The organism is Noviherbaspirillum agri (assembly GCF_054780595.1).
Genome location: NZ_BAAGWA010000007.1, coordinates 20948 through 47028 on the forward strand (window position 1 = coordinate 20948; position 26081 = coordinate 47028).

At 61.2% G+C, this 26081-nt stretch carries 23 protein-coding genes; 12 read left to right on the forward strand and 11 right to left on the reverse strand.

Going from position 1 to position 26081, the window contains the following annotated elements; translation table 11 throughout:
- Window positions 1–3: 3 nt before the first annotated feature.
- Window positions 4–1071: a hydrogenase nickel incorporation protein HypB gene (gene hypB, locus ACYVIA_RS13575; RefSeq protein WP_460841612.1), complete on the reverse strand. Its 1068-nt coding sequence runs from the start codon at window positions 1069–1071 to the stop codon at window positions 4–6.
- A gap of 399 nt (window positions 1072–1470) precedes the next feature.
- On the opposite strand from hypB, the gene ACYVIA_RS13580 reads away from it, so the two are divergent.
- Genes ACYVIA_RS13580 through hypA form a run of 8 tightly spaced genes read left to right on the forward strand, consistent with a single transcriptional unit; the run spans window position 1471 to window position 8743 of the window.
- Window positions 1471–2661 carry a hydrogenase small subunit gene (locus ACYVIA_RS13580; protein ID WP_460841614.1) on the forward strand — a complete coding sequence of 397 codons (1191 nt, stop codon included), beginning with the start codon at window positions 1471–1473 and terminating at the stop codon, window positions 2659–2661.
- A complete protein-coding gene (hybA, locus tag ACYVIA_RS13585) occupies window positions 2658–3668 on the forward strand; it encodes a hydrogenase 2 operon protein HybA (RefSeq protein ID WP_460841617.1) in 1011 nt (336 codons plus the stop codon). Before ACYVIA_RS13580 ends, hybA begins: the two co-directional genes overlap by 4 nt.
- On the forward strand, window positions 3661–4809 hold the full coding sequence (gene hybB / locus ACYVIA_RS13590; protein ID WP_460841619.1) for a Ni/Fe-hydrogenase cytochrome b subunit: 1149 nt from the start codon (window positions 3661–3663) through the stop codon (window positions 4807–4809). Before hybA ends, hybB begins: the two co-directional genes overlap by 8 nt.
- Window positions 4810–4826: 17 nt before the next feature.
- Complete coding sequence (locus ACYVIA_RS13595) at window positions 4827–6530, forward strand: nickel-dependent hydrogenase large subunit (RefSeq protein ID WP_460841621.1); 1704 nt, start codon at window positions 4827–4829, stop codon at window positions 6528–6530.
- Window positions 6530–7021, forward strand: a complete 492-nt coding sequence (locus ACYVIA_RS13600) for a HyaD/HybD family hydrogenase maturation endopeptidase (RefSeq protein WP_460841623.1) — start codon at window positions 6530–6532, stop codon at window positions 7019–7021. Before ACYVIA_RS13595 ends, ACYVIA_RS13600 begins: the two co-directional genes overlap by 1 nt.
- 5 nt (window positions 7022–7026) lie before the next feature.
- A complete protein-coding gene (locus ACYVIA_RS13605; RefSeq protein ID WP_460841624.1) occupies window positions 7027–7251 on the forward strand; it encodes a HypC/HybG/HupF family hydrogenase formation chaperone in 225 nt (74 codons plus the stop codon).
- Window positions 7252–7278: 27 nt separating this feature from the next.
- A complete protein-coding gene (locus ACYVIA_RS13610; protein ID WP_460841626.1) occupies window positions 7279–8409 on the forward strand; it encodes a nickel-dependent hydrogenase large subunit in 1131 nt (376 codons plus the stop codon).
- Window positions 8402–8743, forward strand: coding sequence for a hydrogenase maturation nickel metallochaperone HypA (gene hypA / locus ACYVIA_RS13615; RefSeq protein ID WP_460841627.1), 342 nt, complete (start codon window positions 8402–8404; stop codon window positions 8741–8743). The genes ACYVIA_RS13610 and hypA overlap by 8 nt, the downstream gene beginning before the upstream one ends.
- A gap of 43 nt (window positions 8744–8786) precedes the next feature.
- On the opposite strand, the gene ACYVIA_RS13620 is transcribed toward hypA, so the two are convergent.
- The 4 genes from ACYVIA_RS13620 to ACYVIA_RS13635 all read right to left on the reverse strand — a co-directional run bounded on the left by ACYVIA_RS13620 (window position 8787) and on the right by ACYVIA_RS13635 (window position 11575).
- Complete coding sequence (locus ACYVIA_RS13620) at window positions 8787–9437, reverse strand: hypothetical protein (RefSeq protein WP_460841629.1); 651 nt, start codon at window positions 9435–9437, stop codon at window positions 8787–8789.
- 196 nt (window positions 9438–9633) lie between these two features.
- Window positions 9634–10248, reverse strand: a complete 615-nt coding sequence (locus ACYVIA_RS13625) for a 3'-5' exonuclease (RefSeq protein ID WP_460841631.1) — start codon at window positions 10246–10248, stop codon at window positions 9634–9636.
- A gap of 131 nt (window positions 10249–10379) precedes the next feature.
- Window positions 10380–10916, reverse strand: coding sequence for an REP-associated tyrosine transposase (locus ACYVIA_RS13630; RefSeq protein ID WP_460841633.1), 537 nt, complete (start codon window positions 10914–10916; stop codon window positions 10380–10382).
- Between the two features lie 305 nt (window positions 10917–11221).
- Entirely contained in the window at window positions 11222–11575 is a 354-nt protein-coding gene (locus tag ACYVIA_RS13635) for a MerR family transcriptional regulator (RefSeq protein WP_460841635.1), read from the reverse strand.
- 85 nt (window positions 11576–11660) lie between these two features.
- Here ACYVIA_RS13635 and ACYVIA_RS13640 point away from each other — a divergent pair, with 85 nt between their 5' ends.
- Window positions 11661–12128: a hypothetical protein gene (locus tag ACYVIA_RS13640; protein WP_460841636.1), complete on the forward strand. Its 468-nt coding sequence runs from the start codon at window positions 11661–11663 to the stop codon at window positions 12126–12128.
- A gap of 55 nt (window positions 12129–12183) precedes the next feature.
- Here ACYVIA_RS13640 and sorU read toward each other — a convergent pair whose 3' ends face one another.
- The 3 genes from sorU to ACYVIA_RS13655 all read right to left on the reverse strand — a co-directional run bounded on the left by sorU (window position 12184) and on the right by ACYVIA_RS13655 (window position 15013).
- Entirely contained in the window at window positions 12184–12504 is a 321-nt protein-coding gene (gene sorU, locus ACYVIA_RS13645; RefSeq protein WP_460841639.1) for a SorU family sulfite dehydrogenase c-type cytochrome subunit, read from the reverse strand.
- Between the two features lie 14 nt (window positions 12505–12518).
- Window positions 12519–13769: a SorT family sulfite dehydrogenase catalytic subunit gene (gene sorT, locus ACYVIA_RS13650; RefSeq protein ID WP_460841641.1), complete on the reverse strand. Its 1251-nt coding sequence runs from the start codon at window positions 13767–13769 to the stop codon at window positions 12519–12521.
- Window positions 13770–14197: 428 nt separating this feature from the next.
- Window positions 14198–15013: a HoxN/HupN/NixA family nickel/cobalt transporter gene (locus ACYVIA_RS13655; RefSeq protein ID WP_460841643.1), complete on the reverse strand. Its 816-nt coding sequence runs from the start codon at window positions 15011–15013 to the stop codon at window positions 14198–14200.
- 383 nt (window positions 15014–15396) lie between these two features.
- Between ACYVIA_RS13655 and ACYVIA_RS13660 the strand changes: the two genes are divergently transcribed.
- Window positions 15397–16587, forward strand: a complete 1191-nt coding sequence (locus ACYVIA_RS13660) for an acetyl-CoA C-acyltransferase family protein (RefSeq protein ID WP_460841645.1) — start codon at window positions 15397–15399, stop codon at window positions 16585–16587.
- A 157-nt stretch (window positions 16588–16744) separates the two neighbouring features.
- Here the strand turns inward: ACYVIA_RS13660 and ACYVIA_RS13665 are convergent, their stop codons facing one another.
- The 3 genes from ACYVIA_RS13665 to nirB form a co-directional block, all read right to left on the reverse strand.
- Complete coding sequence (locus ACYVIA_RS13665; RefSeq protein ID WP_460841647.1) at window positions 16745–19525, reverse strand: nitrate reductase; 2781 nt, start codon at window positions 19523–19525, stop codon at window positions 16745–16747.
- Window positions 19522–19881 carry a nitrite reductase small subunit NirD gene (gene nirD, locus ACYVIA_RS13670; RefSeq protein ID WP_460841649.1) on the reverse strand — a complete coding sequence of 120 codons (360 nt, stop codon included), beginning with the start codon at window positions 19879–19881 and terminating at the stop codon, window positions 19522–19524. The genes ACYVIA_RS13665 and nirD overlap by 4 nt, the downstream gene beginning before the upstream one ends.
- Before the next feature lie 306 nt (window positions 19882–20187).
- Window positions 20188–22626 (reverse strand): nitrite reductase large subunit NirB, encoded by a 2439-nt coding sequence (gene nirB, locus ACYVIA_RS13675; RefSeq protein WP_460841651.1) that lies wholly within the window; start codon window positions 22624–22626, stop codon window positions 20188–20190.
- A gap of 383 nt (window positions 22627–23009) precedes the next feature.
- Here nirB and ACYVIA_RS13680 point away from each other — a divergent pair, with 383 nt between their 5' ends.
- Together ACYVIA_RS13680 and ACYVIA_RS13685 are read left to right on the forward strand one after the other, a co-directional pair.
- Entirely contained in the window at window positions 23010–24224 is a 1215-nt protein-coding gene (locus ACYVIA_RS13680) for a nitrate/nitrite transporter (protein ID WP_460841653.1), read from the forward strand.
- A gap of 97 nt (window positions 24225–24321) precedes the next feature.
- Window positions 24322–26025 (forward strand): protein kinase domain-containing protein, encoded by a 1704-nt coding sequence (locus tag ACYVIA_RS13685; RefSeq protein ID WP_460841655.1) that lies wholly within the window; start codon window positions 24322–24324, stop codon window positions 26023–26025.
- Window positions 26026–26081 lie beyond the last annotated feature (56 nt).

Sequence of the window (26081 nt, forward strand, 5' to 3'; positions counted from 1 at the left end):
GCCTCAGGCCGCCTTGCCCTCTTCGATGCCTGCTTCCACACCCAGCGCCGCATGGCCGGACAGAATCCAGTCGAGCCAGGCATCCATGCCCTGCCCACCGGTGGCCGACAGTTGCAGCACTTCGATCTCCGGATTGACGCGGCGCGCGTACTCGATGCACTTGTCGACGTCGAAGCGCAGGTAGGGCAGCAGGTCAGTCTTGTTGAGGATCATCAGCTTCGCCGCGGCGAACATGTCCGGGTACTTGAGCGGCTTGTCCTCGCCTTCGGTGACGGACAGGATCGCGACCTTCGCCGCTTCGCCCAGGTCCCACATCGCCGGGCACACGAGGTTGCCGACGTTCTCGATAAAGAGAATGCCGCCATTCGCGTTTTCCTGATCGTGGTTATGCAAAGGCAAACGCGCGAACGCGCTGCCGACCATTTGCGCATCGAGGTGGCAGCCCTTGCCGGTGTTGACCTGGATTGCCGGCGCGCCAGTGGCGCGGATGCGGTCGGCGTCGTTACTGGTCTGCTGGTCGCCTTCGATCACCGCCACCGGCAGCGCGTTGCCGCGGCGCTTCAGCGCCTCGATGGTTTCGCACAGGAGCGTGGTCTTGCCGGAGCCGGGGCTGGACACGAGGTTCAGCGCGAGGATGCGGTGGTGGAGGAAATGCTCGCGGTTTTGCGCGGCGAACTGGTTGTTCTTGCCCAGCACATCCTGCTCGAGGCGGATCGTGCGCGACTGGCTCATGCCGGGGACCGAGACGCAGGCAGGGCCGTGGCCGTAGTGCATGTCGCCGGTAGCCGGGTCGACGCTCACATGGTCATGATCGTGATCGTGATCGTGGGCGTGGGCGTGGGCGTGGTCATGCTGGTGGCCATGATCGTGATCATGGTGATGATGGCCGTGGTCATGGCTGTGTGCATGCCCATGATGATGGTGATGCGCATGGCTGTGCAGGCTGCCCGCCTTCACGCCTGATTGCGCCCCTGCCTGCGCACCGGCCGGCCGGTAAGTAAGTTCACCTTCTGGCAACTTGCTTGCCATTTTCTTATCGGCATTGCCACTGCATCCACATACTACGCACATCACTTATCTCCTTGCCGGCTTGTGGCCAGACTGATCCTCAACGAGTTTAGAGGGCTTCCATCAGCGTGTCCAACACTGGTCACGCACTTTGCACTTGCTTTTCAAACTGCAACTTCCGATTGCAGCCTCCCGCATCGCACAATCGGTATCCGCATACCGGAAAAATCCGCACCGCGGGGCGGGAGCAAGAGCCCGCCTTGCTTTTCACGATAGTGACTTCCCATTTCGCATCGTGGCACAGAAGTTGCGCAAGCAGACCCGCTCCGTCGGCGCTTCCTGCTTGCAATATTCGTGACAGGTCGCGTAGCGGAAAGGGAAGCGCGAATCCGCAATGGATCTCGCATGATGTTTTAACAATTCCGGTCGATGCACTGCACATCGCGGAAAGAGGGGAGCGGGATGGACATGATCACACGCACCGGCAATGACGAGAGCATTGCCGAGGTAGAGAAGCGCCTTGGCCTATCGCGGCGCAGCTTTCTCCAGTTTTGCGCGGCCATGGCCGCGACCATGGGCCTGCCGGCCGGCGCAGACGCCGCGATCGCAAAGGCAGTTGCCAGCAACAAGCGGCCATCGGTCATCTGGCTGCACTTCCAGGAATGCACAGGCTGCACCGAGTCGATGCTGCGCGCCGAGCATCCGACACTCGAAAAACTGATCCTCGACGTGATCTCGCTGGATTACCACGAGACGCTGTTCGCCGCCGCCGGCCACCAGGTCGAAGCCGCACGCCGCGCCGCGATGAAAGAAAACAAGGGCAAGTACCTGCTGGTGGTCGAAGGCGCGATCCCGACCAAGGACGGCGGCATCTACTGCAAGATCGGCGGCCAGACGGCGCTGGACATGTTGAAGGAGTGCGCAGCCGATGCGGCGGCAGTGATCGCCATCGGCAGCTGCGCCTCGTGGGGCGGCATGCCCTCCACCGGGCCGAACCCGACTGGCGCCTCCAGCGTTGCCGACGTGCTGGGCAAGACGGTTGCCACCATCCCCGGCTGCCCGCCGAACCCGTACAACTTCCTGTCGACCGTCGTGCACTTCCTGACCTTCGGCAAGCTGCCGGAGCTGGACCACAAGGGCCGTCCGAAATTCGCCTACTCGCGCCTGGTGCACGACAACTGCGAACGCCGCGCGCACTTCGACGCCGGCCGCTTCGCGATGGAGTTCGGCGACGAAGGCCATCGCAAGGGCTACTGCCTGTACAAGCTCGGCTGCAAGGGACCGGAAACCTTTTCCAACTGCCCAACCATCCTGTTCGGCGACGTCGGCTGCGCCAGCTGGCCGGTCGCGACCGGCCATCCCTGCATCGGCTGCACCGAAGAAGGCATCGGCTTCACCAAGCCGATCCATGCGCTGGCGGAACTGAAGACCAACCCGCCGACCGGCTATCCGCACGTCGTCGAAGAAAGAGGCAAAGGCGCGTCGCTCGCTGCCGTCGCCGTCGTTGCTGCCGCGGGCGGCGCAGCGGTTGGTGCTGCCGGCGCGATGGCAAAGAATCTCGGCAAGTGCCAGACCGCCTGCCCGAGCAAGACGGGTAAGGCCAACGCCGCAACCGAGAACAAGTCCGGCGATAACGAAAAGGCCCCATCATGAGCATGGACCGGCGCGATTTCCTGAAAGGCGCGCTGGGCGGCGGTGCGTTGCTTGCGACTTCCACCACCGTGGAAGCGCGCGACAACAAGCCGATGCCGCCGGAAGCGATCGGCCTTTTGTTCGACAGCACGCTGTGCATCGGCTGCAAGGCCTGCGTTGCGGCATGCAAGGAAGCCAACGACATGCCGCCGGAATTCTCGGGCTCGGAACCGCTCTGGGATACGCCGCTCGACCTGTCCGGCAAGACGCTCAATGTCATCAAGCTGTACAAGAACGGCACCGCGGAAAAGAAGGACAGCGAGACTGATGGCTTCGCCTTCAACAAGTCGTCCTGCGTGCACTGCGCCGATCCATCCTGCGTCTCGGTTTGCCCGGTCAAGGCGATGACCAAGGATCCAGTCACCGGCATCGTCACCTATGACAAGGACAAGTGCGTCGGCTGCCGCTACTGCGTCGCCGCCTGCCCGTTCAACGTGCCGCGCTTCGAATATGACAAGGCCATCCCGAAGATCTCCAAGTGCCAGTTGTGCGTGCACCGCATGCCGGAAGGTAAATACGCCGCCTGCGCGGAAGTCTGCCCGACCGGCGCCACCCTCTTCGGCAAGGTCAAGGACCTGAAAGTGGAAGCCAAGCGCCGGCTGGAACTGAAGCCCGGCGAGGAAACCTCTTTCCCGCGCGGCAACCTCAGCACCGGCGACCAGTCGCCGCATGTGGCGAAGGTGCCGGCCTATGTGCAGCACCTGTACGGCGACAAGGAGATCGGCGGCACGCAAGTGATCCGCCTGTCCGGCGTCCCGTTCGAAAAGCTCGGCATGCCGACACTGCCGGAGCGCTCGTTCGCAGCCAACTCGGAAACCGTCATGCACACCGTGTACAAGGGCATGGCGCTGCCGATCACCTTCCTCGGCGTGCTGGGCTTCATCGCCCGCCGCAACATGAAGAACGACGGCGAGCATGGAAACGACAGCAAGCCCGACGACCAGAAAAAAGGAGGTAGCGATGTCTGATGCACATCACGCCCCGGCAGCGCCGCTCGGCGGGCCGCTGGTGACGCCGACGACCATCACGCTCGGCGTGCTGGTTGCCATCGCAGCGGTCGTGCTCGGCCTGCGCTTCATCTACGGCATGGGCGCGGTCAGCAACATCAGCGACGGCCAGACCTGGGGCATCTGGGTCGTGTATGACGTGATGATCGGCTCCGCACTCGCGTGCGGCGGCTACGTCATGGCCTTCCTCGTCTACATCATGAACCGCGGCGAATACCATCCGCTGGTGCGCCCCGCCCTGCTGGCATCCCTGTTCGGCTATTCGCTCGCCGGCCTGTCGGCGGCCATCGACCTCGGCCGCTACTGGAACTTCTGGCATGTGTTCTGGCCGGGTTACATGCAGTTCAACTCCGTGATGCTGGAGGTGGCGCTGTGCGTGTCGGCCTACATGGTGGTGATGCTGATCGAGTTTGCGCCGGTGTTGTTCGAAAAGTTTGGCATGAAGATCGCGCAGAAGAAGCTCGACAAGCTGCTGTTCTTCTTCATCGCGCTCGGTCTCGTGCTGCCGACCATGCACCAGTCATCACTCGGCGCACTGCTGCTGGTGTTCGGCAATCACGTGCATCCGCTGTGGCAGACCAACATGATGCCGCTGCTGTTCCTGATGACGGCGGTGACCACCGGCTTTGCGGTCGTGATCTTCGAATGCACCTTGTCCGCATCCGGCTTCAAGCAGCCGCTGGAGCTGCACCTGCTGACGCCGCTGTCGAAGATGATGCTGTGGACGCTGGCGGCCTTTGTTGCCGTCCGCCTTGCCGATCTCGCCGTGCGCGGCACCTTCGGCATGGCATTCGAGCCGAATCTGAAGGCATTCATGTTCTGGATCGAGATGGCGTTCTACGTTGCGCCGCTCGTGCTGCTGTGGAAGGACAGCGCGCGCAAGGAACCGGCGAAGCTATTCATCGCTGCCTGCTGCCTGATGGCCGGCGCCTTCCTGCTGCGCATCAACGCCTACCTCGTCGGTTACTCGACCGGCGCAGGATGGAGCTACTTCCCGTCGGTACCGGAAATCATGCTGACCGTCGGCATCATCGCATTCGAAATCCTTGGCTACATCGTGCTGGTGCGTTACCTGCCGATCCTGCCGAAGGAACACCATTAAGGAATCAGGAGAGAACCATGGGGAAAAGAATCACGATCGATCCGGTCACACGGATTGAAGGCCATCTGCGGATCGACTGCGAAATCGACGGCGGCAAGGTCAAGAAGGCTTGGGCGTCCGGCCAGATGTGGCGCGGCGTCGAAGAGATCCTGCTCGGGCGCGATCCGCGCGACGCCTGGTCGATTACGCAACGCATCTGCGGCGTGTGCACCACCGTGCATGCGATCACCTCGGTGCGTGCAGTGGAAAACGCGCTGAAGATGGAAATCCCGCTCAACGCGCAGTACATCCGCAACCTGATCATCACCGCGCATGCGATCCACGATCACATCGTGCACTTCTACCATCTGTCCGCACTGGATTGGGTAGACGTGACGTCGGCACTGAAAGCCGATCCGGTCAAGACCGCACAGCTGGCGGAAAGCCTGTCGAACTGGAGCGGCAACAGCAAGCATGAGTTCGCGAAGGTCAAGGAGCGCCTGTCCGGCTTCGTCGGCACCGGCCAGCTCGGCATCTTCACCAACGGCTACTGGGGCCATCCGGCGATGAAGCTGACGCCGGAAGTCAACCTGCTGGCGACCTCGCACTACCTGCAGGCACTGGAAATCCAGCGCAAGGCCAGCAAGATCGTCGCCGTGCTCGGCTCGAAGTCGCCGCACATCCAGAACGTCGCCGTCGGCGGCGTGTCCAACCCGATCGACTTCGACTCCCAGTCGGCGCTATCACTGGAACGCCTGCAGGCGATCAAGGTCTGGATCGACGAGCTGAACGACTTCGTCAAGAACGTCTATCTGGTCGACGTGGCTGCCATCGGCGCCTTCTATGCCGACTGGACCGGCATCGGCGCGAGCAACCTGGATTACCTGTGCGTGCCGGATCTGCCGCTGGATACCAAAGGCACCGAGTTCGCGCTGCCGGGCGGCTACATCAAGGGCACCGACCTGTCTACCTTCAAGCCGATCAGCAGCTTTCAGGACGAGTACTTCCGCAAGGGCGTCGAAGAAAGCGTCAAGCACGCCTGGTACAAGGGCGGCAAGGGCCCGTTGCATCCGTTCCGCGGCGAGACCCAGCCGCAGTACACCGACTTCCAGGACGACGGCAAGTATTCCTGGATCAAGTCGCCGACCTTCTACGGCAAGCCGGCCGAAGTCGGCCCGCTGGCACGCGTGATGGCCATGGTCGCCGCCAAGCACGAGCCGACCATCAAGTACGTGAACCAGACGCTCGATACCGTCAGCGCCATCGCCAAGACCAAGGTACCGGTATCCGCACTGCACTCCACCATTGGCCGCCATGCCGCGCGTGCCGTATCGTGCGCAGTGCAGGCCGATATGCTCGCGCAGCAGTGGGATCTGCTGATGGCCAACCTCGCCAAAGGCGACCGTGCCACCTTCAACAAGCCCACCTTTCCGAAGGGCGAAGTGGCCGGTGTCGGCTTCCACGAAGCCCCGCGTGGCGCGTTGTCGCACTGGGTCGTGCTGAAAGACGGCAAGATCGACAACTACCAGTGCGTGGTCCCTACCACCTGGAACGCCGCACCGCGCAACGAAGCCGACCAGCCGGGCGCGTACGAAGCGGCCTTGCTGAACACGCCGGTCGCCGATCCGGAACGTCCGCTGGAAGTGCTGCGCACGGTGCATTCCTTCGATCCTTGTCTGGCCTGTGCGGTGCATGTGCTGGATACGGAACACAATGAGGTTGTCAAAGTCCAGGTGCTGTAATGAAAACCATCGTCCTCGGCGTCGGCAACACGCTCCTATCGGATGAAGGTGTTGGCGTGCGTGCCGTCGAACAGCTCGCACAGGACTACCGGCTGCCGCCCGAGGTCGAGATCATCGACGGCGGCACGACCGGCATGGAAATGCTGGAAGACCTGTCCACTGCGGACCATCTTGTCATCGTCGATGCCGTGCGCAGCGGGCAGCCGCCCGCGACCATGGTGCGCATTGCCGGCGACGCTGTTCCGGTCTTCTTCAAGACCAAGCTGTCGCCGCACCAGATCGGGCTGTCCGATGTGCTGGCCACCCTCGCCTTCATGGGCGAAGCGCCGGAGAGCGTAGTGGTCATTGGCGTGGAGCCGGTGTCGCTTGGCACCAGCATGTCGCTGTCGCCGCAGGTAGAGGTGATATTGCCGCGTGTCGTCGGGCAGGTTGTCGAAGAACTGCGCCTGCTCGGCGTTGCTGTCGAAGCAGTCAACGAGGAAACCTGCTGATGTGCATGGCAATTCCGTCGAAGGTCATCGCCATCGACGGCGAGATGGCCACTGTCGACGCCTTCGGCCAGCAGCGCCATGTCAGCCTGATGCTGCTGCATGAGCCGGTGCAGTTAGGCGACTACCTGCTGATCCAGGCCGGCGGCTTCGCATATGAGCGCGTCGAAGAAGCGATGGCACTGGAAACGCTCGAAGTGCTGTCCAGGATCGTCGAGCAGGCCGACGCCTGATCGCGCCTGCCCCACACTGAACCTCCCATGGCCATCGAAGGAAAAATCCGGATCCGGCTGGCATGGGATGGCAGGCATGTCCACGGCGCACACATCGAACCGCGCCCCCTCGTTGCACTGAACACGCTATTGCGGGGCAAGCAGCCGCAAGACGCGCTGCGCATGATCCCGATGCTGTTCAGCCTCTGCGCTCAGGCGCAGGGCGCGGCGGCGGCAACCGCACTGCACGCTGCAACATCAGCAACGTCACCCGTCATTCCCCTTGTGCGCGAACGTAGCGTGCTCGCCGAAGCGCTGCAGGAGATTCTCTGGCGCCTGCTGATCGACCTCCCCCGCATCATGGGCGCAGAGCCGCAACCACAGGTGCTGGCAGTGTTGCGCAAACGACTGGCGGAATGCATGGCGTTGCAGCAGGAGAGCGACTGGCAGAAAGCCATCGCCGCTCTCGAAGCGGACACAAATGCGGCATTGCTCGGCACAACTGGGTCGTCTTTCAGCGCCACGGAAAGCGCTGCATCGTTGATTGCATCGCTGCAAGCAGCGACAACGCCGACCGCGCGTCTGCTTGATCAATGCTGGGAGATGGATGGCCGCGCGTTGCGCAGCACCACTACCCTGCTACCCAATGTTGCACCCGACGAGATCCTCGCCGACGTCTTTCCTCGCCTCGACGAGAACCCGACCTTCGCGCTATGTCCGACATGGCGCAACCAGCCTGCCGAAAGCGGCTCGCTCGCGCGCATGCAGGATGCAACCGCCATCGCACAGTTACTGCAAGCAAGAGGCCCCTCCATCGCAACGCGCCTGATCGCGCGCCTCGCGGAAATCAGCGAACTGTTCTCCCGCCTGCGCGCACCCGACGTGCCGGAAGACAGCTTCGTGCATGGCGCCCCGCTCGGCGACAACACCGGCGCCGCATGGGTGCAGAACGCCCGCGGCCTGCTGCTGCATCGCGTGGTGCTGGACAAGCAGGGAACGATTGCGGATTATTCGCTGGTGGCGCCCACCGAATGGAACTTCCATCCCGACGGCGCATGCGCCATGGGCCTATCCGCCATGGCCGCCCCATCGCAGGAAGATGCGCGCAAGCAGGCAGAGCTGCTGGTCCACTCGCTCGACCCCTGCGTTGCCTACGAAATCGAGGTTCACCATGCATGAAATGTCGCTCGCCGAAGGCGTGCTCCAGGTAATCGAAGACGGCGCAAAAGCGCACGGCTTCACCAAGGTAAAAACCGTGTGGCTGGAAATCGGCGCGCTGGCCGGCGTGGAAGTCGAAGCCATGCGCTTCTGCTTCGACGCCGTCGTCAAGGGCTCCATCGCCGAAGGCACGCAACTGGAAATCATCGAAACCGAGGGACAGGGTCTCTGCATGTCATGCAACAAGACCGTGCCGATCAGCCAGCGCTACGATGCGTGCCCGGAATGTGGGGGGTATCAGGTGCAGCCGACGGGAGGACTGGAGCTGAAGGTGCGGGAGTTGGAGGTGGATTAGACGCATAAGGTGCGCTTTGCGAACCCTATGCGTCTAATAGTTCTCAAAACCATTTTCGAGTAAGAAGACTGAAGGTGCTCATCGGCTCTTGAAAACATGATGCTGTCGCAGCTTCCAGCCTTTTTTGGATGGCCTTAAGTTGTAACCTTATCTCATCATCGTCGCTTCCAATGTCCCAGAAGATTCCTTCGTGGCGGTGCATTTCATCTAGATGCTTTTGAAATTCATCGTTCTCGATCGACATACGTCCTTGCCGCTGCCAGTAGTGTGTGGCTAACATGCGCGCCGAAATGAAAATGGAGTTTAGTGCTTTGTTCTTGTCGACAAATATTTGCTCGGTTTGCGGCCCGAAAGAGGCCATGAATTTGTATTTGAATGTGTTGAAATCGGCAAAGATGCTTTCTTTCTTGGTGTATCGCTCTACCACTATGTAGCCGCGATCGAGGAGCTCCGATTCCTCGGCAGATTCGCCGGCCCGTTTTTCGCGGGACATTCCCTCGTCGGAACTCGAAAAGGGATTGCGAATAAATGCAATTGCATCTTTTACTTCAAAAAATTTTGCGAGCACCTGTTCAGCGAGTTCAATCTGTCTTTTGCCGATGAACTCTCGCTTCCAAGCGCCGATGCCAGAAATAATCGCCCAGCAGGCCGTCGCAATTGATATGGCTTGGGCAATGGTGGCAATCTCAATCATCAAAACCTCTTAAGTGTACGGCGCACTTTATACACCGTTTCACAGATTAATCATTGCGCAGATCAGGCTGAAGAAGGAAGTCCAGCATCAGCCCTCTAAATGCTCGACTTTACGGCGCGATCTGCTTGCCTTGCCACGAAGAGGCAATTCTATGCGGATCCGGGTTGATCGATATAGCAAGTTGGTTTTTTACGCGTTATGCAATGGATTCAAGCTTGGAGGCCGCTGCACCATAAACCATGAGTGCCCGTTCACAATCCGCAAGTGCGCGGTGTGAATTTTTAAGATCAAGATTTCCGTCTCTTGCGATATCAGTTAGACGATAGCTTTTTCGACCTGGCCACGCCCGACGTGCCATCTTCAATGCGCAAGTTACTGAGTTACCGAAGGGCGCCATGCCACATTGGGCGGTCGCGGCATTCAAGAAACCCATATCGAACTCAGCGTTAAATGAGACCAGCCGAAGGTCTCCTACGAATGCAGAAAAGGCTTTCATCACCTCCTGAAGTGCTCGGCCATCCTGTTCAAGCATTTCCTCTGTGATGCCGGTGAGATCAACAATCCTCTTTGGAATTTTTTTAGTGGGTTTGACCAACGCTTGAAACGTCTCGTGCTGCGTAGAGTCTCGGTTAACACGGATTGCTGCGATTTCAATGATCTCGTGTTTGCCTGAATCAAGGCCCGTTGTTTCTAGGTCTAAGACAATAAAACGCTCGGGAAGGTGGGTAATCGATACTGAGCTCTTGTTGCGATGCTTCGTCATGAAGTAAGCGACGACAGCAATGAATACTAATAGCGGTAGAAATTCCATGATCGGTCCTATAAAAATCTGGCGCTAATTTTGTAAATCACAGATTTATTCCCATCACTTGGTCCCCACTGTATAGCGCGGTAGGTTGGGCTGACGAAGGAAGCCCAACATCACACCACATCACGCGAAGATCAGTCAACTGACTCACCCCAGCGACCATTTTCATCCTGGTTCGAATTACCCCAATCCGCATTCAAGGTTCCCTTGGCGATTTCACGATGGATTGAGGAATGCGGCCAATCAGCCGCTCGCCTGACATAACCATGCTTGACCGGGTTGAAGTGAATATAGGCCACGTGCATTTCGAGGTCATCGTCATCCCTGATTTGATGCTCCCAATATCGCCGTTGCCATACCCCTCTCTCCCGCTTGATTTCCCTGCTACGACGTATCACTTCGTTCTTTGGAATGGCCCGTGAAAACGCGACCTTGATCAAGGACCACCGCAACTGAAAATCTGCATCTCCTTCCGGCAATCGCCATATCGCATGCAAATGATCGGGCAAGACCACCATCGCGATAATGTCAAACGGATGGGATTGCCGGGTTTTTCGGACAGCGTCTCGCAGGGATTCAATATGCTCGGTGAGCAGCCCGCTTGTACGATCAGCGAGATTGACCGTGAAAAAATACGTGGCGCCGGGCGTATTTGATCTTCGATATTGCATGGCAGTTATTTCACTGGATGTTGGGCATTGCAGCCCAACCTACCGGACGGGAGTTGGAGGTGGATTAGCCCGGTAGGGCGGAAAAGCGAAGCGTCTTCCGCCGCATGCGGCGCTCTGGCACACTCCGTTCACTCTAAATTACTGCCGCAACCACGCGGCAGCCCAAGCCTACTTTTTTACCGTCCACCTCCTCGAGCAACGTACCACATGCGGCGGAAGGCGCTTCGCTTTTCCGCCCTACGACCCTGTAATCGGTGCGCGAAACGAAACCCACACTCGCCGCGCTACCCTTCTTGCAAACAGTCCTATTCGCGTGAAAGCGGGCATTGCTGCCGCACTCGCTCCAGCAGCTCCGTCCTGAGACCCTGTAGTTCTGCGATCCGCTCATCAATGACCTTTACCTTCTCCGCCAGGAGTAGGGCAACTGCCGCATCAGGATCGGGGGCGCTCCAGATCCCCGGCATGCTGTTGCCGATCTCGGCCAAGCTAAAGCCGAGCTTTTGCGCTGTGCGGATGTAAGTGACGAGCTGGGCGGTCTCCGGCGCATACAGGCGGTAGCCGTTTTCCGCCCTCGTCGAACGGATGAGACCTTGTCTTTCATAGAACCGCAGCGTATCGCAGCTTACGCCGGCAGCTTGGGCGAGGTGACCGATCCTCATTCTTTGCTCCTGTCGCGGATAGCACTTGACCTTGGAGCATACTCCAAGGTTTATGATCCGGCCATCGCTCATGACGGAGGTCGGGATGATTACAACGACGAACTATTTGCGCATCGTGCGCGCCAGCGCCTGGTATGACCTGGTGGTGACTATCGGCTTTGCCACACCGTGGACCTTCACCGCCATCCTCGCCAGTCTGGAGGCGCTCTCAGGCTTGCTGGGTATTCCGGGAAGCTTCCCGAAGTTCGAACCTGCACACATGCTGATGGCGAACCTGCTCGGTTCGATCGTCACGGTCTGGGCGATCCTGCGCCTGCGTGACACACAGGTTCAGTATGGACGTTATGATGCGGCCGGCCGCTTTCTGTTCGCCATCTGGCAGCTTTATGCGCTTCTCAATCATGCCCATCCGATCATATGGGCCTTCTTCGTGGTTGAGGTCGCCTTCGGCGTCGCGCAGATTCTGCCGGTGACAAAGGTGAGTTCGGTCAGGGGTGCGGCGGGGTTCCGCGAGGTGGTGCGCAATGCGCACCCTACCGGGCTGTACGAATGAGGACACGGCAGCAGATCACGCAGGATATGAGCTGTCGGGTCGATAGGAAGACAACCTACTTCGTTGCAGCCGCCACATACTCCGCTATCAGCCGCACCTGCTCATCGCTCAAGTCGGTGAATGCCGGCATCACTCCCAGTCCATTGCGGACCGCTTTTTCTACTCGCTCGGCATCCGGTTTCAGTTCGTCCAGATTGGGGCCAACCTTGCCGGACGCGCCTGCATCCTGCAAGGTATGGCACACGATGCATGGAGGTGTAGTGCCTTGCTGGAACATCTGCCGGCCCTTGGCCATATCGGCAGCAGCAACCTCAACAGTGATGCATGCGAAGAGTGGACCGATCAGCGCGGCCAGCAAACGGTGCAAACGGTTCATGTGGGCTGCCGTACCTATGCCACCATCACCGGCAGCGCATGGTCGCGCCAGCTGGTGTTGTGATAACCAGCGGCATTGTCTGTCCGCAGTTCATCCTGCACCTTGCCGTTGACGTCGGTCGCGCGGCTGGCGAGGACATACGAGCCGGGCTTGAGATTCACCGGCAGCGCAAACTGGCGCCATGCGAACCTGCCAAGGTCTGGTCCGACGAGGCGGGCTTCTTGCCAGGTTCTGCCGCCGTCAACGGAGACTTCCACTGACTTGATTGCATTGGTGCCGCCAAGCGCCACGCCTTCAATTACATGCCGGCCCGCCTTGACTTGCCCGCCATCGGCCCCGGGTGAGGTGATCCAGGACTTGACGCCCATTTCCCAGATCGACGCCTGGTTCGGATTGCCCTTTTCTCCCGGCGGGGTCATGCGATAACGCGACGCCATGATGCGTGCATCGCTTTCCTTGGGAGTAAAGGCGAGGCGTTTGATGTATTTGATGTTGTTCACGCCAGAGTAGCCCGGCACGATCAGCCGCAATGGGCCGCCGTGCGCAAGCGGTACCGGCTCACCATTCAGTTCCCATGCCAGCAGCGCATGCTCCATCGCCTTGAGGGGAACGGAGCGCTCAACCAATATGCTTTTCGGATCGACACCCGGCGGTATCGTTTCGCCGCCGGTGCCCGTCATGTAGACCACGCCATCCACCGGGCCTCCGAGCGCTTCGGCCACCATCCGCACCGGTACGCCGCTCCATATCACGCAACCTGCTGCACCCACGGTCCAGGGCGTGCCGCTCGGTTTGGAAGGAAAGAATCCGCGGCCGTTGCCAGAGCATTGCAGCACTGCGGCCGTGGTTTCCAGGCCCATGCCTTTGAGTTCTGCGACGGTCAAGGTGCGAGGATTCTTCACTCCTTCGATCGTCACCGCCCAGGCGTCGGGATCCGCCACGATGGAGGCATCCGGCGGCGCCACGTTGTTGCGAACGAACAGGCGATCCGTTGGGGTGACGACGCCGCTGCCAAAGGCGCTACGGCGTGTCTCGACGGTATTGGAGGAGTGAACGATCATCGCATCCGCCTCTTTCCATGCCGTGTACTGCGGCAAGGGCTTGTTGGCGGGAGCTGGAGTGCCAGTGGCGGCGACCGCTTGAGCGAGAACGCTTTGGTGAAGTCCGCCAATGCCGACGGCCAGGGTGCCGATCGCACCGCCCAGAAGGCGGCGACGGTTGGGGTCGGCCACGTTACGCTCGGGAATACGGGGTGATGACACCATGGCTGCCTCCATGACAAGGCGAATCATTAATGGAGAAAAACTTGACCGTTACCCGTTAAACAATAGTACAAACGCGAAGTCATGCGACGGTGGAAAGTTTGATGAAGCGCAGAATGCGTGTCGCTAGCATGCCGCTGCGCGCTAAGTGAAAAGCGAATCGCCCCATGCGATCACAGCGATTGCCAAGGAAGATGTTGAAAGGCGGTAATGAGAGGGGGCTGGCAGACGAGGGGGAGTGTTGCGCACCACTTCATCGACCGTCATCAGTACGCATCGCGCCACCTATGCTTGCATCCTGTACGCTTGACCGTAGCCTGTTTGCAAACCGGAGCCAGCGGGGAAGCCCAATCCGCCCCATGGGGAGTCGCGCACGACATCCTCTCTGCGCGCCCAGCGATGCGGCGCCGCAGAAAGCGTTAACCTCTGGGTCAGCGCATCGCCACCGTCGCCACCGCCGCCCGACTCACACGCCGCGCAATCCCATATCCGAGAAGAATAATCCCGAGGACAAGAAGGCCGAAGAGCAGTTCCTTGCCGTCCGCCCAGGCATCCACGGAGGAAGAAGCGAGCTTCGACATGCCGAAGCCGGCGACGAGCAGCGCGCTGCTGGCAACCAGCAGGGAGAACAGCCGCCCTGCCCGCTGTACGAACTGTTCGCTGCGGCGGATCAGGCCGGCGACGACGATGCCGTTGATGGTGTCGGTCAGGATCATGCCGCCTGCGAAGCAGGACGCGAGGATGACCATAGACGGCAGGCCGCCGTGACGACTGCCGGCGAGGCCGAACCAGGCGGCGAGCGACATGGCGTCGAACGACAGTGCAAACAATGCGCCGACGATCAAGCTGCCGGCGAAGCCATGCGGCAGCGGCATGCGCATGATGGCGCGCGCCAGCGGTGACATGGCGGCAGGCTTGTTGATTGGGCGCAGCGCATTGTGCAGGTTGACGAGGCCGATGCAGAGCAGGAAGCCGATGGAGATCGTGACGCCGAGCGGCTCCATCCATGCGGGGATGTTGGCGACGCCGAGGAGTTCGATCACCCATGCGGCGGCGAGCAGCATCATGCCGTGCCCGAGCGAGAACAGGAGGCCTGCAGCGCGCGCCAGGCGCGGACGCCCGCGCTGCGCCTGCAGTCTTGCCAGTCCATCAATACTGGCGAGATGGTCCGCATCGAAGCCGTGCTTGAGGCCGAACAACAGGGCAAAAAGAATCAGGCTGCTAAACGCCAAGGATGCTTCCGGCATGGGAGTCTCCGTTTATTCGAAATGTGGGCCAGTGTGTTGCAAGAATTGCGCCAGTGAAAGTGTAAGGGAAGCTTCTGTCGATGTTTGCAAAATGAAGGACGTTGGAGCGGAATCCGCGCCAGTTCAGTGTTGATAGAGTCTGCCAGTGGCCGGCGTGGTTGATACCCGGCTTTGGCGGCGGACAGCAGGTTTGCACCGCTTGCTCATGGCGGAAAGCAACTTGCCAGCAGGTTGAACGCCTTGCGCTGCACGTCGCCGCAAGGTTGCCACGCGTCCTCCCGTACTTCTACGGTAGTGCGAATGTCCGAGAGTTGACAGAAAATACTCAGTTCGTCGCGTATGATCGCGTTCCGAATCATTATTACCTTCCAGAGGAAAGAGACATGGCAACTACAAGAGACGTCGTTATCGTCGGTGCAGCCCGTACCGCCATCGGCACCTTCGGCGGCAGCCTGAAGGATTTCACGGCGTGTGACCTCGGCGCGATCGCGGTGAAGGAAGCCTTCGCGCGTGCGAAGGTGGATCCGGCACAAGTCGGCCAGATCGTGTTGGGCAACGTGATCCATACCGAGCCGCGCGACATGTATGTATCGCGCGTGGTCGGGATCAACGCCGGCATGGCGAAGGAATCCGCGGCCCTGACGCTGAACCGCCTGTGCGGCTCCGGCCTGCAGGCCATCGTCACGGCAGCCAACGCGATCCAGCTCGGCGATGCGGACATTGCTGTCGGTGGCGGCGTGGAGACCATGAGCCGCGCACCGTACACCGCGCAGGCTGCGCGCTGGGGCCAGCGCATGGGCGACTTCAAGATGATCGACATGATGGTCGGCGCGCTGTCCGATCCGTTCGGCGCGGGCCACATGGGCATCACCGCCGAGAACGTGGCCGAGAAGTACGGTATCTCGCGCCAGGAGCAGGACGAGTTCGCGGTCAACAGCCAGAAGAAGGCGATTGCGGCGATCCAGGCAGGCTACTTCAAGTCGCAGATCGTGCCGATCGAGATCCAGGGCCGCAAGGGCACCGTCGTGTTCGACACCGACGAGCATCCGAAGGCTGAGACCACGATCGAGTCGCTGGCCAAGCTCAAGCCCGCGTTCAAGAAGGAAGGCGGCACGGTCACGGCCGGTAATGCCTCCGGCCTGAACGACGGCGCCGCCGCCTGCGTGCTGATGGAAGCCGGTGCCGCTGCCCGCGCTGGCCTGCAGCCAATGGCGCGCCTGGTGTCGTATGCGGTGGCCGGTGTCGAGCCGTCCATCATGGGCACGGGCCCGATTCCGGCGGTGCAGCTTGCACTCAAGCGTGCAGGCCTGAGCCTGAATGACATGGACGTGATCGAATCGAACGAAGCCTTCGCCGCGCAGTCGCTCGGCGTGTGCCGCGGCCTCGACCTCGACCCGGCGCGCACCAATCCGAACGGCGGCGCGATTGCCCTCGGCCACCCGCTGGGTGCCAGCGGCGCGATCATCACGATCAAGTGCCTGTACGAGCTGATCCGCACCGGCAAGCGCTACGGCCTGATCACGATGTGCATCGGCGGCGGCCAAGGTATTGCGGCGGTGATCGAGCGCGTGTAATCGGACTGATGTAGCGAAAGAACCGGCGCAGCCCTGCGCCGGGATGAGAAGCACAGAGCCACCGGCTGAACGGCCCCTCAAGAGTTGGTCTTCAACTTTTTGAGGGGCCGTTTATATTTCGCTGTGCGTGAACGGCACGCTCCGTGTCTTGACCATGTTATGCGGCGCGCGACGCAGGTTCATTCGCCATAACGATCTTCTTCAGCTCCGGCACGCAGGAACCACAATTGGTGCCGCATTTCAGTTCCTGCTGCAGCGCGCTGAGCAATACATCCGGCCTTGCTACGTTGCCACTGCCATATCTGGCCAGCACTTCATTGATTTCCGTCTCAGCAACGTTGAGGCAGTTGCAGACGATCCTCCCCCGCGTTCTGAATCCCTGCGGTGCCTTTGCCGATGGCGTCAGCAGCAAGCGCCCCAATGCGGCGACCGGCTGCCCGCCTTCGAGATAATCCTTGAGCCAATGCTCCGTAGAAATGTCGCCGGACAGCGACACGGCAGCAAGCTTGCCGTCACGGACGAGAATATGGCGGGCATTGCCGCGCCGTGCGTCGTCGTAGCGCAGTACGTCCGCACCGGCAATGCCGAAACGGGTTTCGATCTCCCTGACCAGTTCAGCCGAAGCCGGATAGTCGTCGGCCGCGCGGAACAGCACACCAACCTTGTCGCGGCCGAACAGCGTGCAAGACGCGTAGGCAAACTGCCGCATGAACGGGCGCAGCGACGATTGCAATTCCAGCGCCTGATCCTGCTGCATCCAGCCGAATGCCACGAAGCGCGACGGCAGCTCCGTCTTCAGGATCTTGACCGCCGCATGCTTGAGCTCCGGTTGCTTGGAGCTGGGACAGAAGGCCGGCAAGGTCAGCGCGTTCACGCCATAGGTGCCCTCGCCGTGATGGCCGCGACCTGACACGTATTCCTCGCCCCAGTGCATGCCGATGAAGGCCTGGCCGGAGCGCATGTCGTCGCTGGCCAGTGCAGGCAGGATCTGCGAGCCGCGCCGGCTGGTAACGTGTACCAGGTCGCCATTGCGGATCATGCGGCGGTCCATATCGATCTGCGCCAGCACGACGGCGGGTTCCGATGCATGGGCGAACAGCTGCGCCACGGTGCCGGTGCGGCTCATGCCGTGCCATTGGTCACGCAAGCGGCCCGTGGTCAGGCGGAACGGAAAGCGTGCATCGACCGGCTCCGCCACCGACTTGTACACGGTGTTGACGAACTTCGCGCGGCCGTTCGCGGTGGGGAAAATGCCGTCGTCATACAAACGCTTCTTGCCGCTGCCTGCACCCTCCGGGAAGGGCCATTGCTGGGGCCCCTGGTCTTCCAGGATGCGGTAGGACAGCCCGGTGATATCGAGGTCGCGGCCACGGGTCGACTCACGATGCTCGTTCCAGATTTCCTCAGTGGTGGTGTAGGGGAAGATGGTCCGTCCACGCCCCATGCGCGCTTCCAGCCGCCGCGCAAATTCGATGACGATCTCCCAGTCGTGCCGCGCTTCACCCGGCTTCGGCAGCACCGGCTTGAAGCGCGTGATGCGGCGCTCGGAGTTGGTCACCGTGCCTTCTTTCTCGCCCCAGCTGGTGGCCGGCAGCAGCACGTCCGCATACGGCACGGTGGCGGTGGTCTTGTACGCTTCCTGCACGATGACCAGCTCGGCGTTTTTCAGCGCCTCGCGCACCATGCGTTGCTCGGGCAGCGATTGTGCGGGGTTGGTGCAGGCGATCCAGACGATCTTGATGTCGCCGGCGCGGATCGCATCGAACATCTCCACCGCTGTCTTGCCGGGCTGCGCCGGCACATCCTCCACGCCCCATAGCCGCGCCACTTCGGCGCGGTGCTCCGGATTGGCCATGTCGCGGTGTGCGGACAGCAGGTTGGCAAGACCGCCGACTTCGCGTCCGCCCATCGCGTTGGGCTGTCCGGTCAGCGAGAACGGGCCTGCGCCCGGCTTGCCGATCTGGTGCGTCGCGAGGTGCAGATTGATCAGCGCGGCATTCTTCGCAGTGCCGGAAGCGGACTGGTTGAGTCCCTGGCAATACAGCGACAGCGATGCATTCGATTCGCCGAACCAGCGTGCCGCCCTGACGAGGTCTTCCTCGCTGATGCCGCAGGTGTCGGCAACGTACTTCGGCGTGTAGTCGCGTACGGTGCGCTTGAGGTCGGCGAAGCCTTCGGTGTGCGCGTCGATGAACGCCGTGTCGACCAGGTCTTCCCAAAGGCAGATGTGCAGCATGCCGTTGAAGAGCGCAACATCGGTGCCGGGCAGGATGGGCAGGAACAAATCGGCGTCGCGTGCGGTATCGGTACGGCGCGGGTCGGCGACGATGAGCTTGAGGTCCGGGTTCTTGCGGCGCGCCTCTTCTATACGGCGATAGAGGATGGGATGCGCATAGGCGGTGTTGGAGCCGACGATGAAGATCACCTCGGCGTGCTCGATATCCTCGTAACAGGCCGGCGGCGCGTCCGCACCCAGCGTCTGCTTGTAACCGGCAACGGCACTCGACATGCAGAGGCGCGAATTGGTGTCGATGTTGTTGGTGCCGACCAGTCCCTTGGCCAGCTTGTTGAAAACGTAATAGTCCTCGGTCAGTAACTGGCCGGAGATGTAGAAGGCCACGCTGTCGGGCCCGTGCTCGCGGATCGTGGCGGCGAACTTGTCGACCATAAAATCCAGCGTGGCATCCCATGTCGCACGTTCGCGTTCAGCGCCACGCGTCGTCCGCAATTCCGGATAAAGCGCGCGTGCCTGCTGTTGCAGTACCGGGTTGGCGGTCAGGTGCAGCGTGCTGCCCTTGGTGCAGAGGCGGCCGAAGTTGGCAGGATGGTCGGGATCACCGCGCACGCCGATGATCTTTTCACCGTCGCTCTGCACGATGACGCCGCAACCGACCCCGCAGTAGCAGCAGGTCGCCCTGGATTCGCGCAAAACAGTCATGCAGCCTTGGCCTCGATTGCGAGCGTGTTCAGCTCCTCCACATCGAGGAACACCAGGCCGTCTTCCACCTTCACGCTGAACTTCTGCGTGCAGCCCTCGTCCGGTGCGGTTGCACATCCGGAATCAAGCTCGATGTTCCAGTTATGCAACGGGCAGGCAACGCGCTCGCCGAAGACAATCCCCTGTGACAGCGGGCCGCCCTTGTGCGGGCAGCGATCGAGCAGCGCGAACACCTTGTCCTCGCTGTTGCGGAATACGGCGACGTCGCCGCAGGCATTGGCAGCGCGCTTAACGACGCGTGCGCCGAGTGCCGGGATATCGTGGACCTTGCAGATTTCTTTCCATTGTCGAGACATTGCATTTCCCTATCTTGTGTTTGGCCGATGTAGCAAATACGTTGGATACACCTAACTGTCCTATGGCTGGCTTGCATCAAAGTGGCACAGTAGAGTTCCCTCCCCCATGCAGGGGGAGGGCTAGGGTGGGGGTAGTGAGGTCGAATCATCGCTGACGATATCGCAACCACACTACCCCCATCCCAACCTTCCCCCTGCAAGGGGGAAGGAGCCCAATCAAGCAGCCGCATGTAGGGTGCGCTCTGCGCACCGGTTCTTGTGCTGGCAGTGGCGGTGCGCGAAGCGCACCCTACCTGCCTGCACCTATTACGCCGTAATCGGCTCGAACTGGCGCGTATCGACCAAGGCCTTTTCCTTCTCGTGCCACGGGTCCGGCTCGCCATCGAGCGCAAACAGCAGGCGCTCATACAGCGCCTTGCGGTTTTCTGCGTCGTCCAGCACTTTCTTCTTCACATAGTCGAGGCCGACGCGCGCAATGTAGTGCACCGTGCGCTCCAGGTACCAGCCTTCTTCCCTGTACAGCTGCAGGAATGCGCCCGAGTACTCGAGCACTTCTTCATGCGTTTTCACCTTGGTGAAGAAATGCGCGACTTCGGTCTTGATGCCACCGTTGCCGCCGACATAGATTTCCCAACCGGAATCCACACCAATCACGCCGACATCCTTGATGCCGGATTCGGCGCAGTTGCGCGGGCAGCCGGACACGGCAATCTTCACCTTGTGCGGCGCGTACATGCGCCACAGGCCGCGCTCCAGCTCCTGCCCCATGCGGGTCGAATCCTGCGTGCCGAAACGGCACCATTCGGAACCGACGCAGGTCTTCACCGTACGCAACGCCTTCGCATACGCATGGCCGCAGGGCATGTCGAGATCAGCCCACACACCGGGCAGGTCTTCCTTTTTCACGCCGAGCAGGTCGATGCGCTGGCCGCCGGTCACCTTCACCGTCGGGATCTTGTACTTGTCGACGACGTCGGCAATGCGGCGCAGCTCGGACGCGTTGGTCTCGCCGCCCCACATGCGCGGTATCACCGAGTAGGTGCCGTCCTTCTGGATGTTGGCATGTGCTCGCTCGTTGATGAAACGCGATTGCGGATCGTCCTTCGCTTCATGCGGCCAGGTGGAAAGCAGGTAATAGTTGATCGCCGGCCGGCAGGATGAGCAGCCGTTGGGCGTGCGCCATTCCATGAACTGCATCGTGTCGGCGATCGTCAGCAGCTTGTTGACCTTGATCGCGTCACGCACTTCCTGGTGCGTGCGGTCGGTGCAGCCGCACATTGGCTTGACCTTTGCAGACGATGAATAGTCGCCGCCGACGGTGGCGGAAATGATCTGCTCCACCAGCCCTGTGCAGGAGCCACAGGATGCCGATGCCTTGGTGTGCTTGCGCACATCCTCCAGCGTGAACAGGCCCTTCTCCTTGATCGCCTTGACGATAGTGCCCTTGCACACGCCATTGCAGCCGCAGACCTCGGCGTTGTCCGCCATCGAAGCCGCCTTGTTGACACCCGCATGGCCCGCATCACCCGGCCGCCCAGTGTTCGACTCGCCAAACATCAGCGTGTCGCGGATATCGCCGATGTCGCGCGCCTCGCGCAGCAGGTTGAAATACCAGCTGCCGTCCACCGTATCGCCGTACAGGCAGGCGCCGACCAGCTTGTCGCCCTTGATTACCAGTTTCTTGTACACGCCGCCGATCGGGTCAGACAGCACGATTTCCTCCGTGCCCTCGCCGCCCATGAATTCGCCGGCGGAAAACAGGTCGATGCCGGTAACCTTCAGCTTGGTCGACGTGACCGATCCCTGGTAGCGGCCGATGCCGAAGTTGGCGAGATGGTTCGCACAGACGCGCGCCATTTCAAACAAGGGAGCGACAAGTCCATAGGCGGTACCGCGATGGTTCACGCATTCGCCGACGGCATAGATGCGCGGGTCGTAGGTCTGCATCGTGTCGTTGACCACGATGCCACGGTTGCAATACAGGCCAGCCGATTCGGCGAGTGTGGTGTTGGGACGGATGCCGACGGCCATCACGACGAGCTCTGCGGGTACTTCGAGACCATCCGTGAATCGGATTGCCTTCACATGTCCTTCCTCGTCACCGACGATTTCCTTGGTGTTCTTGTCGAGCAGGAATTTCAGGCCGCGGTCTTCCAGCGACTTCTGCAGCATCTTGCCCGCAGTCGGATCGAGCTGGCGCTCCATCAGCCAGGTCGGCAGGTGCACGACAGTCACGTCCATGCCGCGCAGCTTGAGGCCGTTGGCCGCTTCCAGTCCGAGCAGGCCACCGCCGATGACGATGGCATGCTTGTGCTTGCCGGCCGCCTCGATCATCGCATTGGTGTCCTGGATGTCGCGGTAGGAGATCACGCCCTTCAGGTCCTTGCCGGGCACCGGCAGCATGAAAGGATTGGAGCCGGTCGCCAGCAGCAGGCGGTCGTACTCTGCAACCGTGCCGTCCTCGGCAATCACCTGGCGCTTGATGCGGTCGATCCTGACGATCTTCTTGCCGAGATGAAGGGTGATGTTGTTTTGCGCATACCAGTCGACATCATTGAGCATGATGTCCTTGATAGTTTGCTCGCCGGCCAGCACCGGCGACAACAGGATGCGGTTGTAGTTTGCGTACGGCTCTGCGCCGAACACCGTGATGTCATAGATATCCGGTGCAATCTTGAGCAACTCCTCCAGGGTGCGCACACCCGCCATGCCGTTACCGACCATGACCAACTTCAGCTTCTTCATTAAAGCTCCTTCTTTGCCGGGCCTCGCCATTGAAGCCGCTTGATAAACGTTTCCGAAAACGTATTAGCAAGACAGGTGCCAGCGATACGTTCCGCAAGAACGCACCGCGATGAAGACGTTGTCGCACCGTAGAGGTGCGAACGCACAGCGCAATGCATGCCCCGCACAACATCGAAGCAGTCCCGCACTTATACGGGCGCACCAGCAACGTACAGTTTCCGAATGCTCGCCTCGTTAATGTGCATGCAGGTACAAACAGCGTGCATCTAACGTGCACGCCCCACATATCCATGGTGCATGGACCGCAAATATGCGGCGTGGGGGCGAATGGCATGGCGCTTGCAATGCGCAGCCGGGACACCACTCTCGTGCAAAGGAGAATCATGAAATCATCGTCATTCTGGAAGGCGGGCCACACGCCGACATTGCTTGCTTCATTCTTTTACTTCGACCTGAGCTTCATGGTCTGGGTGCTGCTCGGGCCGCTTGCGATCCAGATCTCCACGGATCTCGCCCTTACGCCCGCACAGAAGGGGCTGATGGTGGCAACGCCATTACTCGCCGGTGCACTGCTGCGCATCGTGATGGGCGTACTGGTCGATCACCTGAAGCCGAAGAAGGCCGGCGCCATCGGCCAGGTGATCGTGATCGCCGCATTGGGATGGGCCTGGCTCGGGAAGCTGGATTCCTATGAGGACATGCTTGTGCTTGGTGTGCTGCTCGGCGTGGCCGGTGCCGCATTCGCGGTGGCGCTGCCGCTCGCATCGCGCTGGTATCCGCCGGAGCACCAGGGCACGGCGCTGGGCATTGCGGGCGCCGGCAACTCCGGCACGGCGTTCGCAGCACTGTTTGCGCCGTCGCTCGCCGTCGCGTTCGGCTGGCAGAACGTATTCGGCTGGTGCCTGATACCGCTCGCCGTCGCATTCATCGTGTACATGGTCTTTGCAAAAGATTCGCCGAGTGCGCCACCGCCAAAGGCGATGATCGAATACCTGCATGTATTGAAAGACAAGGACGCGTGGTGGTTCATGTTCTTCTATAGCGTGACCTTCGGCGGTTTCTCCGGACTGGCCTCGTCGCTGGCGATCTACTTCAACAGCCAGTACGGGCTGTCGCCTGTCACCGCAGGCTATTTCACTGCAGCCTGCGTGTTTGCCGGCTCGCTGGTGCGCCCGCTCGGCGGCGTGATCGCGGACCGCATCGGCGGCATCCGCACCCTGTCCTTGATGTATCTGCTGGCGGGCACCTTCCTGTTCATCGCCAGCTTCGGCCTGCAATCGGCGGCGTTGGCGCTGACAGTATTCGTTGCCGCGATGCTGGCACTGGGCACCGGTAACGGTGCGGTCTTCCAGCTGGTGCCGCAGCGCTTCCGCAAGGAGATCGGCGTGATGACAGGCTTGGTCGGCATGGCCGGCGGTGTCGGCGGTTTTTATCTCGCGTCGAGCCTGGGTTATTCCAAGCAGGCAACCGGCAGCTACCAGCTTGGCCTGACGCTGTTCTCGGCGCTGGCGGTTGCCGCGCTCGTCGGCCTGTCAGTGGTCAAAGGCCGGTGGCGCACGACCTGGGGAAGTGCTGCCATGACGACCGCAAAGATCTGATATCGTCATCTGGCGTCTTTCTAGTGCGCGGCGATCTCGCGGTCGCCGCGCTTTCGTTCAATTTTGCTTTCCACCGCCGTCCATGGCGGAATGAAACATGTCCCTGTCCGTCAGCATCGGCCACGCAACCCGTACCGGCCCGCGCGAGCGTAATGAAGATTTCGTCGGCATGGTCACGCCCAATGAGCCGGACCTGTCCAGCAAGGGATTGATTGCGGCGATTGCCGACGGTGTGTCTGGCAATGAAGGCGGCCGGGAGGCGTCGGAATACACGGTGCGCGGGCTGCTCACTGACTACTACGCCACGCCGGACACCTGGCCTGTCACGCAATCGCTCGACCGCGTGCTCAGGGCGATCAACAGCTGGGTGCAGCAACAGGGATCGGTGCGAAGCGAGCTCGCCGGCATGGCGACCACGCTGACCGCCGTGGTACTGCGCGGCGGCTTCTACTATTTTTCGCATGTGGGCGACACCCGGCTGTACCTGCTGCGTGCCGGGGTATTGACGCGCCTCACGACTGACCATGTTTGGGACCGGCCGGAAATGCAGCACGTGCTCACGCGTGCTGTCGGACTCGATTCGCGGCTTGCGGTCGATCACGGCATGGGAGAGCTGCACGAGCGGGACGTCTTCCTGCTCGCTTCCGACGGCGTGTGGGCGAGCATCACCGAGTTCGACATTACGCTGGAACTGTCGCAGCTCGCGCTCGGGCAGGCGGAGGCGACCGCAACAGCGGAAGCGCTGGTCGAGGCGGCGCTCGCCGCCGGCTCATCCGACAACAGCAGCGCGCTGGTGCTGACGGTGGAGGCGCTGCCGGAAGAGAACCTGCGCGATGCGCTGTCCGGCTCATTGCAGCTGCCCGTGCCGCCAAGGCTCAAGCCGGGCCAGACGATCGACGGCTACGTCGTCGATGCGCTGATCCACGCTTCGCAGGCGACTCTGCTGTACCGCGTCAGCGATCCGAAGTCGCAACGCCAGCTGGTGCTGAAAACCCTGCATCCGGATCGCGGAGACGACGCGCAGGAACGCTCCGCCTTCGCGCATGAGGAATGGCTGGCGAAACGCGTCGTGGCGCGCTTCTTCCCGCAGGTGATTACGCCAGAACAGAAGAACTACCTCTACTACCTGACCACCTGGCATGCCGGCCACACGCTGCAGCAAAGGCTCGATACCGGCGCGCACTTCACCGCGCCCGAGGTGGTCGCGCTCGGCAGCAAGCTGGTCCGCGCGATCGGCGCACTGCACCGGCGCAGCATCATTCATCGCGACATCAAGCCTGCGAATGTGCATCTCGGCGACGACGATGAACTGCGCCTGCTCGACCTTGGCGTAGCGATGTCCGGGCTGGAGCAGGATGGGATTGTTGCCGCTCCGCGTGCCGGCACGCCATCCTTCCTCGCGCCGGAGCAGTTCGATGATGCGCCGCCTTCAAGGCAAACCGACGTCTATGCCGCGGGTGTCACGCTGTATACCACGCTGACGCGCCGCTATCCGTATGGCGAGATTGAACCCTTCCAGCGGCCGAAGTTTGGCGAGCCGGTCCCGCCGAGCCGTTACCGGCCCGACATCCCGTTCTGGCTGGAGAATGTACTGCTGAAGGCCGTCGCACGCGATCCGGCGGACCGTTTCGAGACGGCGGAGGAATTCCTGCTGGCGCTGGAACGTGGAGCAAGCGCACCGCTTGTCGCACGCCGCTCCACGCCACTCGCAAAGCGTGATCCGACGGGCGTATGGCGGGCGATCGCTATCATTTCCGTCGTAGTGAACCTGTTGTTGCTGTATCTGCTCGTGGTGCGGTAATGCTCCGTCAAGAAACTGGTTAGCCCTTGTTGCGGAGCCGGCGCAACGCCAGCCCG